General features: G+C 65.6%; 15 protein-coding genes and 2 tRNA genes. 7 read left to right on the top strand and 10 right to left on the bottom strand.

Going from position 1 to position 16,064, the window contains the following annotated elements:
- Nucleotides 1-242: 242 nt before the first annotated feature.
- Both DWQ67_RS13760 and DWQ67_RS06415 read left to right on the top strand, forming a co-directional pair.
- A complete protein-coding gene (locus DWQ67_RS13760) occupies nt 243-419 on the top strand; it encodes a hypothetical protein (RefSeq protein ID WP_158595391.1) in 177 nt (58 codons plus the stop codon).
- Between the two features lie 221 nt (nt 420-640).
- On the top strand, nt 641-1,423 hold the full coding sequence (locus DWQ67_RS06415) for an aminoglycoside 3'-phosphotransferase (RefSeq protein ID WP_121484758.1): 783 nt from the start codon (nt 641-643) through the stop codon (nt 1,421-1,423).
- A 3-nt stretch (nt 1,424-1,426) separates the two neighbouring features.
- Here DWQ67_RS06415 and DWQ67_RS06410 read toward each other — a convergent pair whose 3' ends face one another.
- The 7 genes from DWQ67_RS06410 to DWQ67_RS06380 all read right to left on the bottom strand — a co-directional run bounded on the left by DWQ67_RS06410 (nt 1,427) and on the right by DWQ67_RS06380 (nt 6,686).
- Nucleotides 1,427-2,620 (bottom strand): glycosyltransferase, encoded by a 1,194-nt coding sequence (locus tag DWQ67_RS06410; protein ID WP_233555945.1) that lies wholly within the window; start codon nt 2,618-2,620, stop codon nt 1,427-1,429.
- A gap of 49 nt (nt 2,621-2,669) precedes the next feature.
- A complete protein-coding gene (locus DWQ67_RS06405) occupies nt 2,670-3,569 on the bottom strand; it encodes a DMT family transporter (RefSeq protein WP_121484756.1) in 900 nt (299 codons plus the stop codon).
- Complete coding sequence (locus DWQ67_RS06400; RefSeq protein ID WP_121484755.1) at nt 3,569-4,267, bottom strand: CDP-alcohol phosphatidyltransferase family protein; 699 nt, start codon at nt 4,265-4,267, stop codon at nt 3,569-3,571. Before DWQ67_RS06400 ends, DWQ67_RS06405 begins: the two co-directional genes overlap by 1 nt.
- A gap of 85 nt (nt 4,268-4,352) precedes the next feature.
- Entirely contained in the window at nt 4,353-5,180 is an 828-nt protein-coding gene (locus DWQ67_RS06395; RefSeq protein WP_121484754.1) for a phage holin family protein, read from the bottom strand.
- A 71-nt stretch (nt 5,181-5,251) separates the two neighbouring features.
- Entirely contained in the window at nt 5,252-6,358 is a 1,107-nt protein-coding gene (locus DWQ67_RS06390; protein WP_121484753.1) for a glycosyltransferase family 4 protein, read from the bottom strand.
- Between the two features lie 56 nt (nt 6,359-6,414).
- A tRNA-Asn gene (locus DWQ67_RS06385) sits at nt 6,415-6,487 on the bottom strand.
- Nucleotides 6,488-6,613: 126 nt separating this feature from the next.
- Nucleotides 6,614-6,686 (bottom strand) — tRNA-Asn (locus tag DWQ67_RS06380).
- Between the two features lie 68 nt (nt 6,687-6,754).
- Between DWQ67_RS06380 and DWQ67_RS06375 the strand changes: the two genes are divergently transcribed.
- Together DWQ67_RS06375 and DWQ67_RS06370 are read left to right on the top strand one after the other, a co-directional pair.
- Nucleotides 6,755-7,360, top strand: a complete 606-nt coding sequence (locus DWQ67_RS06375; RefSeq protein WP_233555944.1) for a GNAT family N-acetyltransferase — start codon at nt 6,755-6,757, stop codon at nt 7,358-7,360.
- 524 nt (nt 7,361-7,884) lie between these two features.
- Nucleotides 7,885-8,970, top strand: a complete 1,086-nt coding sequence (locus tag DWQ67_RS06370; protein ID WP_121484752.1) for a protein NO VEIN domain-containing protein — start codon at nt 7,885-7,887, stop codon at nt 8,968-8,970.
- Nucleotides 8,971-9,203: 233 nt separating this feature from the next.
- On the opposite strand, the gene dnaG is transcribed toward DWQ67_RS06370, so the two are convergent.
- Nucleotides 9,204-11,117, bottom strand: coding sequence for a DNA primase (dnaG, locus tag DWQ67_RS06365; protein ID WP_121484751.1), 1,914 nt, complete (start codon nt 11,115-11,117; stop codon nt 9,204-9,206).
- Nucleotides 11,118-11,265: 148 nt separating this feature from the next.
- On the opposite strand from dnaG, the gene DWQ67_RS06360 reads away from it, so the two are divergent.
- From DWQ67_RS06360 to DWQ67_RS06350, 3 genes are all read left to right on the top strand, one after another.
- On the top strand, nt 11,266-11,856 hold the full coding sequence (locus DWQ67_RS06360; protein WP_121484750.1) for a TerD family protein: 591 nt from the start codon (nt 11,266-11,268) through the stop codon (nt 11,854-11,856).
- A gap of 189 nt (nt 11,857-12,045) precedes the next feature.
- Nucleotides 12,046-12,690, top strand: coding sequence for a TetR/AcrR family transcriptional regulator (locus DWQ67_RS06355; protein WP_147433638.1), 645 nt, complete (start codon nt 12,046-12,048; stop codon nt 12,688-12,690).
- A gap of 7 nt (nt 12,691-12,697) precedes the next feature.
- Complete coding sequence (locus DWQ67_RS06350; RefSeq protein ID WP_121484748.1) at nt 12,698-13,432, top strand: AAA family ATPase; 735 nt, start codon at nt 12,698-12,700, stop codon at nt 13,430-13,432.
- A gap of 73 nt (nt 13,433-13,505) precedes the next feature.
- On the opposite strand, the gene DWQ67_RS06345 is transcribed toward DWQ67_RS06350, so the two are convergent.
- Nucleotides 13,506-14,852, bottom strand: a complete 1,347-nt coding sequence (locus tag DWQ67_RS06345) for a deoxyguanosinetriphosphate triphosphohydrolase (RefSeq protein ID WP_407645799.1) — start codon at nt 14,850-14,852, stop codon at nt 13,506-13,508.
- On the bottom strand, nt 14,836-16,035 hold the full coding sequence (gene dusB / locus DWQ67_RS06340; protein ID WP_233555967.1) for a tRNA dihydrouridine synthase DusB: 1,200 nt from the start codon (nt 16,033-16,035) through the stop codon (nt 14,836-14,838). Before dusB ends, DWQ67_RS06345 begins: the two co-directional genes overlap by 17 nt.
- Between the last annotated feature and the right edge of the window lie 29 nt (nt 16,036-16,064).

The raw sequence follows: 16,064 nt of genomic DNA, 5'->3' as shown, positions 1-16,064 counted from the left end.
ACCACCGGACTCGCCAGCCGCCACGAACATTCTACCGGGCTGCCACGCCCGCACGTTGCTTCGCGACGCGGCACTCGCACCTGCCCTGGTTCAACATCCGTGCGATGATTCCCCTAGACCGCCCTCGTAGCTAAGCCGGGGGCTGGAAGGGAAGAGCCGCACTCCGATAGCGGTATCAATTCTGATTCCCACTCTCCCCCGGGAGGGGATGTGGGGACGGTACAAAGAAAGAGGGGACTGAGATGAATCAGCACCAGATCCGCATCGCATGGCCGCTATTCGCCTTGGTGATCGTCGTCGGCCTAACAAACATCGCGACGGGAGCCAAGCTCTACCCCGGGTTTTGGATTGCCTGGGCTGTCGTCGTCGGCGTTGGCATTGCTACAGCGATCGCCGTGCGCAAAGCCGGTCGGGCATGAACGCGTCCGAAGACGCGATCCGGCGAGCCTCTACGGGCGTGTACGCGGCTCAGGCTGCCCTCGCGGCCGCTGAAGCCCAACGCGACGACGCCATACGCGCTGCGCTGGCGGACGGCACTCGTGTTGTGGACCTTGTGTCCTGGACCGGATTATCTCGGCCTCGCATTTATCAGATTCGCGACCGGAGCCGCTGAGTCAGCCGCCTGTGACACGCTGGCCCGGTGAGTATCCCCGCCGGCCCGGTCCGCGTCCCCGCTCAAGTCCTGCGCCTGGCCCGCGAACTAGGCGCGCCCGGCGAGCCGGAGCCGCACCTCACCCCCGTCTGGCGCAACGGCCTGGGCGGCCTCACCTTTCGCGTGACCACCGGCAAACAGCTCGCCACCGGAAATGGACCGCGGGTCCATTTCTTGAAGCATGGTCCCCTGGATCCGGAGACGAGCATGGCCCAGGAGGCCAAACGCCTGGCGTGGGCCGCCCCTCACACCCCAGTGCCTCGCGTGGTCAGTCACGGCAAGGACACCACCCACGAGTGGCTCATCACGGAGGCACTAGACGGGCTCAGCGCCGTGGACCCGCGGTGGCTCGCCGCCCCGGAAACCGCCGCACGCGCCGTCGGGCAGGGCCTGCGCGCCCTTCACGACGCGCTGCCGACCGAGAACTGCCCCTTTGACTGGAGTGTGCACGCGCGCCTGACCAATGCCGCCCAACGCGGCATCGACGTGCCGCCCGCGCTGCGCGACGCCCCCCCGATTGATCGGCTGGTGGTCTGCCACGGCGACGCGTGTGTGCCCAATACCCTGCTCGACGACGCCGGTCACCCCAGCGGGCACGTGGACCTGGGCGCGCTGGGGCTGGGTGACTTCTGGGCCGACCTCGCGGTGGCATCCATGAGCACCGAGTGGAACTACGGGCCCGGCTATGAGGCCACGCTCATCGAGGCGTACGGCGTGGAACCGGACCGCGAGCAGCTGGCGTACTACCGCGCACTATGGAACGCGACGTAAGACTCAGGCCTGAGAGAGGTACTTCTCCGCGGGCGCTCCGCGATAAAGATCCTCGAAGGCGTCCATGGTCTTGGCCTCGCCGTGGTGCAGGGCCTTCACATGCCCGGCCTCACCCATCGCGAGTCGCTCGGCCTCCGGCAGCTCCAGGATCGCGCTGAGCTTGGCGGCCAGATCCGCGTCGTCGCCGGGGGTAAACAGGTAACCGTTCACTCCGTCATCCACCAAGTGCGGCAGGGCCAACGCGTTGGCCAGCACCACGGGCTTGGAAGCAGACAGCGCCTCCAGCGTGACAAGGGACTGCAGCTCGGCGGTGCCAGGCTGGCAAAAAACATCCGCCATCAGGTACTGCTCGCGCAGCGTCGCATCGTCCACAAAGCCCAGGAAATGCACGCGATCGCTCACGCCAAGATCCGCGGCCAGCTTCTCCAGCTTGGGCCGCTGCTCCCCCTCGCCCACCAGGTGCAGGTGCGGTGCCTTCTCGCCGCGCAGGCGGGACAGCGCGCGAATGAGCACGTCCACGTTCTTCTCCACGGCCAGTCGGCCGGCAAACACGATCACCGGGTGCTCCGGGTGCTCAATCACCTCGCCGGGCTGAAGTTCATAGTTGGCAGAGTTAATGCCGTTGGACAGCGCCAGAACATGCTTCAGGCCGGCCCGGTTGCGCATCTCAGCGGCGGCCAACGGGGTGGGGGTCGTGACCACGGCGGCACGGCCCATGATCTTGCCCATGTCCCGCCAGGAGTTCTTGGACACGATGTTGTTAAACCACTGCGGGAACGGGAGGAAGGGCTCCAGGTTCTCCGGGATGAAGTGGTTGGTGGCGATGAGGCGCAGCCCGCGCTTGGTGGCCTGCTTCTCAGCGGCCTGGCCAATCATGTAGTGACACTGGATGTGCACCACGTCTGGCTTGATCTCATCGATGACCTTCGCCAGCGTCCGGTTGGCCGTGACCGGCAGGCACAGCCGGTAAGACTCGTGCGTCGGTGCCCGGTGGGAGTGCACGCGGTGCACGGTGGCCTCCGGGCGGTGCTCCACCAAGGAGGGGCCATTCTCTGTGCGGGCGGCAACGATGTGCACCTCATGCCCGCGCTTAGACATGGCAGTGGCCAGCCGGAAACAGAACACTGCCGCGCCATTGACGTCCGGCGGATAGGTGTCGCAGGCAATCAAAATACGCAGCGGGCGCTGGTCACTCACGACTGGGAAACTCCTCGTTCGGGTCACCGACCAGAGAGGACGGCGGGGCTTACGCGTTCTTGCGCTGTTCCTTGCGGGCAAGCACATCCGGATGGTGACGCGAAAGGGCAATAACACCAACGATAGCAACGACCGCCGCCGCGGCCATTGAGAGACCCACCACAGGGTGCACGTTGGGAGAGAGCTCACCGAGCACAAAGATGCCCACGGCCACGCCCACCATCGGGTCAATCACGGTGAGGCCGGCGATCACCAGTTCCGGCGGGCCAGAGGAGTACGCGTTCTGGTTGAAGTACTGGCCCATGAGCCCGGCCACCACCACGGCCACGAGCGGAGCCCACGGAACCTGAAGCCAAAAGCTCTGCGTGGGGTCCCAATGCTTCACGGCCACGGCGATGGTGCGCACCAGCACGGCGGTGAACCCGAAGAGCACGCCCGCGCCAAGGATGTAGAAGAACGCGCCGTGCGGGCGGCGGCGCCTGGCAAAAGCGATGGAGCCGAAGATGAGGATCACGATGGCGAGCAGGCCAATCACGGTCCACTGCTCAGCGGCCGTCACCGGACTCTCATGCGTGGCGTTAACGGCCAACAGCACGAACGCCACGGAGCCCACCATGCAGACCACAATGGCAATCCACGTCACGCGATTGACCTTGATTCCTTGGTCGCGCGAATTGATGACAGTAGTCATGGCCAGCGCCACGGCGCCCAACGGCTGCACCACCGTCAGTGGCGCCATGGCCAGCGCCATCACGTTGAGCGCCATGCCGATGATCATGAGCAGCAGGCCAAAGAGCCAGCGCGGGTTCACGAGCAGGCGCATCATGCCGCGCGAGTTCACATCCAGGCCGCCCGAGTCCGCCTGCACGGCCGAGCTCTGGCGCTGGGTGCCAAAGGCCAGGAACGCCGCGGAGGCCAGGGCACACAGAATGGCGGGCAAATACTCCATTAGGCCTCCTCACCCGGCCGCGCGGCGCGTTCGTTAAAAGTTCCGCTGCCCGACGCCGCGGCGTCGGGTAGGGCGCCTGGCTGGGCGTCGCGGTCGGCCGCCAGCTCGGGGCGGGCCTTGGCCTGCGCCTGCACCAGGTATTGGGCGGAGGCCACGATGTGCAGCAGGCTACCGATGGCCAGGAGCACCGTGCTGATGGCGTCTAGGGTGCTGGCCCAGGAGAAGTTGGCTTGTGCCAGGAGGAGCAGGGGCGCCGCGCACATGAGGAACGCCGTGCGGACTTTGCCAAGGTTGGTGACGGGCAGTTCGGGGCTGCCCTTAAACAGGAAGAGCGCGTTGGCGAAGAGGATCAGGTCCGGGATCACGATGGCCCACACGAACCACGGCGGGGCGATGTTCAGGATCACGAACGTGGCGGCCACCACCATCAGTGCCAGCCGGTCCGCCAGGGGGTCAAGCCACTTGCCAACGGAGGAAATCTGGTTAAAACGCCGGGCCACGTATCCATCCACCCAGTCGGTGGAGAACAACACCGCGAGGGTGCAGAAGGCCCAGATGATGTGGTGGGTCGCCACCAGGAAGACGAACAATGGCACCAGCAAGAAGCGGGCCACGGTGATGAGGTTGGGGGCAGTCCAGAAGGTGTGACGCTCCACGTAATGGATGTCATCCCGGGTGCCAGCGCCGATCAATCGCACCGTGCGTTGCCTCCCCCCTCTGGTTCAGCGCGCTCATCGGCGCGTTGGTGGACGGGCCCGGGGCAGCAGCCCCGGGCCCGTCTCATCACTTCTGTCGACGAAACACCCTGCGCAGGAAGACAAACGCCGCGGTGCCCGCGAGCGAAACAACCACCCACGGCCCCACCTTTTCCGCGGTCGCGCGGAGCTGGGTCTGATTGGCCACCGCGTCGGAGAGGCCCACCTGCGCGCGGTCAACGCCGGACTTGGCGCGGCCGGTCGCGTCGCTGACCTTGCCAACAAACTGGCCCATCTTGGCCTTCACATCGGTCTGTTCACCCAGCGTGTCGCGCAGCTGAGCCAGGTGCTCGCGGCGGCGGGCCAGGCGGCGGCGCAGCTCGGCCTCCGTGGGCTTCTGCACCGGCGTCTCTTCCTCCGCCGACTCAGACTTGGCGCCGTTCTTCTTGGAGTCAGACTCCTTGGGCTTCTTCGGTGCGCTCAGCGTGGAGGGATCAAAGGAGGTGCCCTCGCTCAGGACACCAAGGTCATGCTTGACCCGGCGCATAGCCAGCTTGGGAACCTCAATAGCCTCGGGGATGGCGGCCTTGGCGCGCATGGCACCAATCCCGGCCAGTGCACCAGCGATGAGCAAGAAAAGGAGAGCGATCAGCAGTGCGGAGAGCCACAGCGGCATGACGGTGGCCAGGCCGGCAATGGCGGCCACGACCAACGCGATGGCAACGAAGCCCAGGAAGACTAGGCCGACCACCACAAGCGCCACGGAGATGCCCAAGGAAATCCCCTTGGACTGCAGCTGCCGCACGGTGAGAGAGAACTCATCGTTGAGCTGCTTGGGCGCCAAGCGCGTAAGCACCGAAATGGTCCCGCGCAGATTCTTGGGCTGCTGCGACGACCCGGCGTCGGACTGTGTCATGCGAAGTGCCTCCTGATCCACGGACGCAAGCTGGTGCTCACATCCGCTCCAAACTACCACCAGTCACAGCCTCACCAGGCCCGTTCCGGTGCGGTAGCGCGGCGACGTGAGCGGCGCGACACCGCCTGCCGGGCGCTCTCCCACAGCACCTGCGAGGACAGCTCCCAGTCAAAAGTCTGCGCGCGCTCCACTCCGGCCCGCCCCCGCTGCGCAAAGATCGCCGGATCCTCCAGCGCCAGCACAGCCCGCGCCACGGCCTGCGGGTCATCCCCGTCCACGTAATCCACGGCGTCCCCGCCCACCTCACGGAAAATCTCGGTATCTGCGGTGATCACCGGCGTCCCGGCCTGCATGGCCTCCACCAACGGGATGCCAAAGCCCTCCGAACGGCTCAAGGTGACGGAGGCACTCACCTGGCGCAACAGCGACTGATAGTCCTCTTCACTGACGCCGCCGTGAAAAACGACCTGAGCGCCGTCGGGCACCAGGGCCTCAAGCTGCGCCCGCCGCTCCGGCCGAATCCCAGAGAGCAGGTGCAGCTTGTACCCAGGCAGCAGGCCCATAGCCGCAATGAGCGTCTCCACGTTCTTGTACTCCATGAAGGAGCCCATGTAGAGCAGCTCCTTGCTCGGCGCTTGGGAGGGGTCACGCGGTGCAAGGCCGCCGCCGGCCGCGTTGTAGATGACCCGGATGGGCCGGCGGGTGAGGCGGTGCTTGAGCATGAGCGCCTTGGTGGTCTCCGAGACCGTGGCGACCATATCCGCACGGTTTAGCAGCACCCGCTGCGGCCAATACGCCAAGTGGAACAGGCGCCACAGCACCCGCACCGGTGCCGGCAAGAACCCCGGCGGCGTGCGGTTCTCGTAGTAGATCAAGTCATGCAGGGTCAGCACCAGCGCGTATTTGCGCCCCCACGAGCCCATGGTCTGCATGGGAGAGAAGACCACGTCCGGGTGCAGCCGATTCACGCGCAGCGCCACGAGCGGTTCCAGCGGCGAGGTGGGGCTCGTGACCTTGGAATAGGGCACGGCGGGCAGCATGGGCAGCTGCGCCTCGTCGCTGATGAGCATGCGCACCTCATGATGGCGATCCAGCGCCTCAATCAGCGAGGCGGTGAATCGCGAGATGCCATCGTGCTGATGCGTGCGGGTGTAACGGGCATCGATGATCAGTCTCACGCGGGTCTCCTCGTTATGACGAAGGGCCCCGGTTCTCACCGAGGCCCTTCACTTTGCTCCTCCGACTGGACTCGAACCAGTAACCCTTCGATTAACAGTCGAATGCTCTGCCAATTGAGCTACGGAGGATCGCAACGGCGTCAAGACTACCAGCCCTCACACCCGGCGCGAAATCGGGGGCGGGCGCCGCTTTTGCCCCCCAGACGCACGTATGGCCGGGCACACAAGATGCCCGGCCATACGTGTTTTTTTGAGCTCCTCCGACTGGACTCGAACCAGTAACCCTTCGATTAACAGTCGAATGCTCTGCCAATTGAGCTACGGAGGATCGCAACGCCCCAAGCCTATCCGTTGCACCGCCCTTCATCCAAAACGGCGCCTGGCTAGGCTTAGCCCATGCCCGCTCCCCTCACCCTGCGCCCCTCCCTCCCCGCCGACACCGACGCTTTATTGGACGTGTGGCGCCGCGCCGTGGAGGCCACGCACCACTTCCTCTCCCCCGCGGACATTGCGGGCTTGGAGCGGCTGATCCGTGAGGTGTACCTGGGCGCTGTGGCCGTGACGGTCGCGGTCGGCGCTCCCTCTGTGATGGGTGCGTCCCCTGCGATGGGTGCGTCCCCTGCGCCCGACGCCGTGGTGCTGGGATTTATTTGCATCGCTGCACCCGGCGGTGCGGGCGCAGGTGACGGGGAAGGCGCTGACTCGCGTGATGGCGCTGACACGAGTGCCGAGGCGGGGGCTGCCGACCGTGCGGGGGTCACCGTGAGTGTGGAGATGCTGTTCGTGGATCCCTCAGCACACGGGCGGGGTGTGGGCACTGCGTTGCTGGAGCATGTGTGCGCGGAGGCCGCCAGTGCCGTGGTGGACGTCAATGAGCAGAATCCTGCGGCGCTCGGCTTCTACCTGGCCCGCGGATTCGCCCAAGTGGGCAGATCTGCCACGGACAACGAGGGCAACCCGTTCCCGCTCCTGCACCTGCGCAGGGACTCCCCCGCGTCCTGACCCGCCCCTGGCCGAGGTCGCGGCCCAGGCTTTGCGCTTCGATGTGTACGGATGCAGGCGCAACCGGGGCTGCATCCGCACACATCGAGGCGCAAACCTCCCCCGGAGCAAGCGGAGCCGCCCGGAGTAGCGCGAAACGGGCTCACGCCGACCCGACGCACACACCGCCCCGCACGGACCCCGCCTCAAGCGAGCAACGGGATCCACCCCCACCAATTGGCTCCACCCCCACTTCGTGGTTCTTCCCCGCCCAACGGAGGGGGGTAAATCCATGAAGAGGGGGTAAGTCGGCTCCGGCCGAAGTGCCCCGGCCCTCAGCATCGCTGCATGGCCGAGATCTCCTGTAGCTCTACCTTCTGGGCCCGCCAATGTTTCTCTAATTCCTTGGCCATGCACACGGAGTACGGGAGACGGGCCGAGCGGATGACCATTTTTGCCTCTCAAACACGAAGGGGCCGTGGCGTCCGTGCGCAATGTATGAGACATTCGATCACCGAACTGGATCAGAGCCAAAGGGATAGCTGATGTCAAAAACCTCACCACTTGCAAACCGTCAAATTTGGGTAGAAAAGCGTGACTCTCCGACCCTGGTCGGAAGATTATTGGCCTATATCCCAGACGGTAAAAGAATCTCGTTCCGGGAAACTGCAAAACTTGTCCGAAGAGGAGATATTATACTCTTGTGGGCAAATGGAAAAAATCCCGAGGGAAAATCAAGCTTCATCGGCTGGTCCGTAGCCGTAGGTGACCCGGTCAGCGCAGAGCCGGCTGAAGAGCAAGACGGTGGATACGAAGTCACCGTAGAGCTCAGTGCGCCCGAGCTTTTCCCACGAGGCTTCGATCTGGCCTATCTCCGCAATCATGGACGAGCGCTGCGGACAGAGATGGACCGCCTACTCGATTCGCCAGCCACCCCCTCGAACATTTTTCTACAGCGCGAGGCGCCAGACACTGTCGGTCCGGGTCAGGGCTATTTGGGCGCGTTCCCACCGTCCCTTCTAGCGCAGGTTCCTGAACTGGAGAAATACCTCGAGGAACGACTCGAGCGGTATACCGGGGATGCTTCGGGGGATCGAGGAGGATCGGAGCCCGCTACCGACGCTGAAGGAGCCAATCGGGGTAGTGGTAGGCAGAGTGACGCACGGCTCCGCCAGGCCGTTGAACTGCATGCGATGCGAAGAGCGGAACTCTTCTTGCGATCAAAATATGGTGAAGAGCCGATCCCGTCTCCGCAGCCTGACGACCCCACGGACGGTTTCGTTCTTGACGACACTTCTCAGGGTAATCCCTATGATTTCTTAGTCACCTTGAGAGGCCACGCGGGCACAATCCACGTTGAAGTTAAGGGCACCACATCCCCTGATCCCAGGAAAATTCTTCTCACGCGCAACGAAGTGAGACTGAATCAACGTTCGGACGTCCATCACATGCTTGTCGTCGTTGACGGCATCCAGATTTCCAATCATGGCCAGCCCTACGGCGGACGCCTCCGCTTCGCCGACCAGTGGCGTATCGGTGTCGACCCGTATCCATCAGGAACTGTCCTAGACCCGGTTCAGTACGAATACGTGCTGAACGACAGTGATCTTGCTGATGAGGAAAGCTTCTAGAGCCTGATCAACTCGGTTCCGCCCAAGGTTTGCGCTTCGATGTGTACGGATGCAGGCGCAACCGGGGCTGCATCCGCACACATCGAGGCGCAAACCTCCCTCGCACCCACTCGAGAGGGCCGCCGAGGACCAGGGCGGCCCGGCGGAGGACTCCCGTGCCCGGACCAGCGCCCCACGGTCGCGACGCACGCACCGCCCCTTTCGGCCGGCCGCCTCGCATCACCGAAGAACCCTCAGGTTTCCTCGCGCAGGGCCCGGCGCTGCATCTCCAGCTCCATGATGGCCCGGTTCAGCCGCTGCGCTTCCTCGGCAGGGGCGTCCATGGGCAGACGCTGCAGCTGGCCCAGCAGTTCCGCCTTGGCGTGGTTGAGCTGGATGTCAAAGAGCCGGTTGAGGATGCCGCCGCAGTATCGCTTCAGGGATTCCTCGTTGGAGGCGGGAAGCGGCACCACGGCCAGCTCCGCCACAAAGGAGGCCAGCGGGCCGGGCACGGACTCGCGGATGGTCTCCACCCACTTGCTCAGCGGCGCACCGGCGGCGGCCGCGTTCACGATGGCGTCCTTGACGGCGGCGTGTGCTGGCGCCACAAAATGCGCGTCGTACACGGCCTGCCACGCCTTGGCTTCCAGCGCCTCGGGATGCTGCAGCACCACCTCCAGCGCCTCGCGTTCCATCCGCACCACGGGATCCCGAGTGTCCGGGCGCTCCAGCATCACGGCCGGAACCACACTTTCACCCTGCCCAGCCCCAGGCCCACCGTCCCGGCCGGGGGCACCCGACCCGGCGGAGGCGTCGTCGTGCGTGGGGGGTGCGTGCCGCGCCTGATTCTTGGCGCTATTCACCGCCGTGGCGACCTGGTTGGGGTCCATGCCGAGCCAGCCGGCCAGCTCCCGCGTGTAACCGGGGCGCATCGCGGGGTCGCGGATCTGCGCCACCACCGGAGCGGCCTCACGCAGCGCGGTGATGCGCCCCTCCACGGTGTTGAGGTCGTGCTTGCGCAGCCCCACACGAATCGCGAACTCAAAGAGCGGCCGCTTATTCTCTATCAGCTCCATGATGGCCTCGTCGCCGCGCGCCTGGCGCAGCTCGCAGGGATCCATGCCGCTGGCCTCAACGCACACGTACGTCTGGGCCACAAAGCGCTGGTCCTCCTGGAAGGCGCGCAGGGCAGCCTTTTGCCCGGCCTCGTCCCCGTCAAAGGTGAAAATCACCTCTCCACCGGAACCAAAATCGGAAAGCAACCTCCTGGCAATCTTGATGTGATCCGAGCCAAAGGCCGTGCCACAGGTGGCCACCGCGGTGCCCACGCCCGCCAGCTGGCAGGCCATGACGTCCGTGTAGCCCTCCACCACCACAATGCGCTTCTGCTTGGAGATCTCCCGCTTGGCCAGGTCAATCCCGTAGAGCACCTGTGACTTCTTATACAGCTGCGTCTCCGGGGTGTTGAGGTACTTGGGGCCCGGGTCATCCTCGTAGAGCTTGCGCGCGCCAAACCCGATCGTCACGCCCGTCAGGTCGCGAATGGGCCACATGAGGCGGCCACGGAAGCGGTCGTAGATGCCCTTCTGCCCCTCAGACATGAGACCGGTGAGCTTGAGCTCCTCATCCAGGAAGCCGCGATTGCGCAGGTGTTTGAGCAGGCCATCCCAGCCCTGCGGCGCATAGCCGACACCAAAGCGCGCCGCATCCGCTGGGGTGAACCCGCGCTCGGCGAGCATCTGCTGGCCAGCGGCAGCGGCGGAGGTTTGGAGCTGTTGGCGGTAGAACTCCTCCGCCACCTTGTGCGCGTCAAGGAGGCGCTGGCGCCGCCCGATGCTCTCGCGGTCCGGCCCGGTCCCGCCGTCCTCGTAATGCAGCTCAATCCCCACGCGCCCGGCCAGCTGCTCCACGGTCTCGGCAAAGGTGGTGTGGTTCATCTTCATCAGGAAGCTGATGGAATCCCCGGATTCGCCGCAACCAAAGCAGTGGTAGGTGCCCACCTGCGGGCGCACATGGAAGCTGGGGCTGCGCTCGTCGTGGAAGGGGCACAGCCCCTTGAAGGAACCAATGCCGGCAGATTTGAGGGCGACAAAGCCCTCCACGACGGTCTTGATATCCGTGCGGGAGCGGACCTCGTCGATGTCTTCGCGTTTGATCAGTCCTGGCACTCCGCCATTCTAGGGCGTGGAATTGGGTAGCATCGGAGTAGGGGTTCGGCCCTGGGCGTAGCGCCAGTGGCGCAAGCGCATCCGGCCCCGGCGCAGCGCAGAAATCAGCGGTTCGGCAGCTGCGGAACCGCCCGACGAAGGAGACCGAATGCCGATCACCCTCAGCAAGAACCAGGGCATCAGCCTGGCCAAGGCTGCCCCCGCCATCGTGCACGCCCGCGTGGGTCTCGGCTGGAACCCGCGCGCCACGGACGGCGCCCCCTTTGACCTGGACGCCTCCGTGCTGATGTGCGATTCCAGCGGCAAGGCTATTTCCGATTCTCACTTCATCTTTTACAACCAGCTGCAGGACACCGCCGGCTCCGTGATTCACAACGGCGACAACCGCACCGGCGAGGGCGACGGGGACGACGAGTCGGTTGACTTGTACCTGGACAAGATCCCGGCCGAGGTGGCCAAGTTGGCGATCGTGGTCTCCATCGATCAGCCGCAGGCCCGCCGCCAGAACTTCGGGATGGTCGCTGACGCCTACGTTCGCCTCTTTGACGCGGAGAACGAGCAGGACTCCACGACGCTGCTTTTTGAGCTCAACGAGGACGCCAGCACGCAGACCTGCATCCTGTTCGCGGAGCTGATCCGCGAGGACGGCTCCTGGACCTTCAAGGCCATTGGCAAGGGATGGCCTGGTGTGAATGATCTGGGCGGCGTCTTGGCCCAGTACGGCCTGGTGGCCTCCTAGTTCTGCGCGGCTGGCGCTGCGCAACAGGCCAGTGCTCGACGCCGCGTGCTCGGCATCGCGACGGGGCCTCACCGATCAGGTGGGGTCCCGTTTGTGTCCGCCCTGCAGGGTGCCGTGCTGGGTTCAGCGCTGGGTGCCGCGCGGCGGCGTGGGCTTGCACCTGCTGCCGCACCCACCTATCTTGGCGCCATGGCTACCCCACCACCCGCCGTCGGGCATGACGCCCTTGACCCGCGCGCCCAACGGACGAGGCAGGCACTGCGCCAGGCCGTCACGGAGCTGGCCGGGACCAAGCGGGTAGACGATATTTCCGTCTCAGAGCTCGCTTCAAAGGCTGGGATCAATCGGTCAACCTTCTATCGCAATTACGACTCAGCGAAGGAGGTGTTGCGAGAAGTTTTGTATTCAGACTTTGATCTGTGGCGATCTGCCGTCACGAGCGCAATTCCGGTCAACGGATCCCTGGTGGGGCCGTGGCGGCAGGTAGCCCTGGGCGTGGTGGGCCATGTGGAGGCGAACGAGGCCATTTATGTGACCGCGCTCGGCAACCCTGAGGCCCCCTCCTCTGCCCTGATGCACCTGACCGCCAGCCACTTTGAGCACTCCATCCTGCGCCACTTTGAGCTGCACCCGGAGGTGCTTCCGGTGGTGCAGGGATCCGGCGCGGCGCTCACCACGCTGGCTTTTGCGCGTTACGTCAGTTCCGGTCTGGTGGGGCTCATTCGGGCTTGGGTTCAGGCCCCCGCTCCCAGATCCGCGCAGGCGTTTGCGGATACCGCGCTGGCGGCCCTGCCCGCATGGATGTTGGAGCTTCCGGGCGAGCGGGAGCGCTGATGCACGGATGAGGGCTGAGCAGCCGCCCGTGGCGGAGATAGGGCTCTACGCGGACGCGGAGATTGACTGGGATGCGTGGCCCGCTACCCTGCCTGCCGTGGGCCAACTGCTGCGCGGAGAGTTGCAGCTTGGCCCCGGCGTGACCTTCCTCGTGGGAGAGAACGGCTCCGGCAAATCCACCCTCCTGGAGGGCATTGCGTTGGCCTTTGGCTTCTCCCCGGAGGGCGGCTCCGCGAACGCGAACCACAGCACCCGCCCCTCCGAGTCCCCGATTCACCAGTGGCTCAAGCTCCGGCGTGGGATTGGCGCGCCGCGCTGGGGGTTCTTTCTGCGGGCAGAGACCATGCACTCGTTTTACACGTACCTAGAGGACCTGGGCGGCTCTGCCTCTGACCCGGATTTTCACGCGTTGAGCCACGGCGAGTCCTTCCTGGCCATCCTGGAGACGCGCTTTAACGGCGCCGGCTTCTTCTGCCTGGACGAGCCGGAAGCGGCCCTGTCCTTCCAATCCACCCTGGCACTCATGGCGACCCTGCAATCGCTCGCGGAGGAGGGCTCACAGATCCTGTGCGCCACCCACTCCCCCGTCCTGGCCGCGCTCCCCGGCGCAAAGATCATCGAGGTGGGGCCATGGGGGCTGCGCGAGAGCAGCTGGGAGGACCTAGAACTGGTGCAGCACTGGCGCCGATACATGGACCGCCCGCAGGCGTATCTGCGGCACCTGCTCGACGACGCCGGGTAGGGTGAGGCGCTCGCCTCAAGGATGCGCGGCTCCAGGATGCGCGCCTCCAGGCTGTGCGCGGCGAGAAGAGCCGCTAGAAGAGCCGCTCGAAGCGGGAGCCGACGACCAGGGTCTGGTGCCACTCCAGCGCGGAGGAATCCGTCAGCGAGGCCACCTGATCAATCACCGCGCGGCGCCGCCCGGAATCGTCCGCGGCCAGGCGCCAGTCCTCGGCAAAGATGGGTTCCAGGTACTTCTCCCCCGTCTCGGAGAGCAGCTCCACCAATTCGGAGAGCACCTCAAGCTGGCGCTGGTAGATGGGCTGGCGCTCGTCGCTGGTCATGACGTACGCCGTGGCCAGGCCCTTCATCACCGCAATCTCAAACTCCGTCTCCCGCGGCACCACAAGGCGTGCGTGGTAGCGGGTGAGCGCGGAGGGCCCGTACTGCGCCCGCGTGGCCTGGAGTGACGCGTTGCTGAAGCGGCCAATGAACTGGCTCGTCATGTCCTTCAGCGCGGCCAGCGACCGCCTGGTGCCATCCACCAGAGGCACCCACTCATCGGTGCCCTCCAGCCGCTTCAGCGCGGCGTCAATCTCATCATCCGCGGCCGCGGGCAGGTACCAGCGCCGGGTGTACTCAATGACCCGCTCACGCTGGGAGCCCTCGCGTACCCAGCGCAGCTGGAAGCGGCCGGCGTTGACCGCGTCCTCCACGTCGTGCACCGAGTAGGAGATGTCATCGGCGAGGTCCATGACCTGCGCCTCCATGCAGCTGCGGCCCGTCTCAGGCAGATCTTGCACCTGCGGCGGCGCACCGGTCACGGAGAGTCCACGCAGCCAGCGAAAGACCGGCTCGTCGTCGGCATACACACCAAATTTGCGGGTGGGTTTGCCCTCGGTGGTCAACGGCGCCTCCGACCGGGACCACGGGTACTTGCACGCGGCATCCAGCGAGGCGCGGGTCAGGTTCAGGCCGGCGGAGGAGCCGTTGGCGCGGAAGGTCTTGGTCTCCAGGCGCGTGAGCAGGCGCAGCGTCTGCGCGTTGCCCTCAAAGCCCCCGCAGTCCGCCGCCAGGGCGTCCAGGGCCTTCTCGCCGTTGTGGCCAAAGGGCGGGTGCCCCAGGTCGTGTGCCAGGCACGCGGTGTCCACCACGTCCGGGTCACACCCCAGGGTGGCCCCCAGCTCACGGCCCACCTGCGCCACCTCCAGCGAGTGGGTCAGCCGCGTGCGGACAAAGTCATCCGAGTCCGGGGCCACCACCTGCGTCTTGGCGCCCAAGCGGCGCAACGCAGACGAGTGCAACACCCTGGCCCGGTCGCGCTCGTAGGCCGTGCGGTACGTCTTTTTGGGAGGCTCAGGAACCCAGCGTTCCTCATCCCAGGCGCTGTATCCCACCGTGCGGGACACCGCCGCCACCTCCGGGTCAGCCACCGGAGATATCCAGCTCTGCGTGAGAGATCATGGCCTTGTGGCCCTCATTCATGAGGCGCGAATCCAACCAGTCCTGGGGAAGGTGCGGGCGCTTGGCAGATCCGGCCCGGCCGCGAGAACCCTCTGCGGCGCGGCCCGGGTACGGGGCCTCCTGGTCCAGCTGGGCCAGCAGCGAATCCAGTTCCTCCAGCGTGGAGATGCGCGCCAACGCTGCCCGCACATCGCCGCCCACCTGATAGCCCTTGAAGTACCAGGCCACGTGCTTTCGCAGATCCTGCAACCCACGAAACTCATCCTCGAAGTGCTCAATCAACAACTCCGCGTGGCGCCTAAACGCCGTAGCCACCTCTCCCAGGGACGGGTGGAAACGCTCGGTGGAGCCGTTCAGCGCGGCCTGCAGATCACCAAAGAGCCACGGCTTACCCTGGCATCCACGGCCAATCTGTACGGCGTCAACGCCGGTCTGCTCCACCATGGCCACAGCGTCCTCGGCAGAGAAGATGTCTCCATTGCCGATCACAGGGATGTCCGGGAGCGCCTCGCGCAGCGCGGCGATGGCGCTCCAGTCGGCCTGGCCCGCGTAGTGCTGGCTGGTGGTGCGCCCGTGCAGTGCAATGCCGTCCACGCCCAAGTCGCGGGAAATCTTGCCGGCCTCCAGCGCGGTGAGGTGATCGTCGTCGATCCCCTTACGAATCTTGACCGTCAACGGAATCTGGCCCCGATGGGCCTCCTGAACCGCCGCGGCGACCAGCTCTCGATACAGATCCGTCTTCCACGGCAGCGCGGACCCGCCACCCTTGCGCGTGACCTTGGGCGCCGGGCAACCAAAGTTCAAGTCAATGTGGTCCGCGCGGTCCTCCTCCACCAGCATGCGCACGGCGGCGCGCACGGTGTTGGGCTCCACGCCGTAGAGCTGGATGGAGCGCACGGCCTCTTCCGGGGAGTGCTTGATGATCCGCATGGACTCAGGGGTGCGTTCCACGAGCGCGCGCGAGGTGACCATCTCGCACACATACAAACCACCCCCGTACTCGGCGCAGAGGCGGCGGAAGGCAGAGTTGGTGATGCCGGCCATGGGAGAGAGCACCACGGGCGTATCAATCGTCAGCTTGCCAAGCTTGAGCGGGGGCAAGTTGAGTTTGACGGCGTCCGGGGCCTCCTCGGAGCTGTTCACGGGGTGCGGGGCTGTCAGGGTCACCGCACCATTCTTCCACCCCGCGT

Origin of the sequence: Galactobacter caseinivorans (assembly GCF_003640665.1) — a bacterium.
Classification (GTDB): Bacteria; Actinomycetota; Actinomycetes; order Actinomycetales; family Micrococcaceae; genus Galactobacter; species Galactobacter caseinivorans.
Note: the sequence above shows the minus strand (reverse complement) of the source record. Positions and strands in the feature narration are given on the sequence as shown.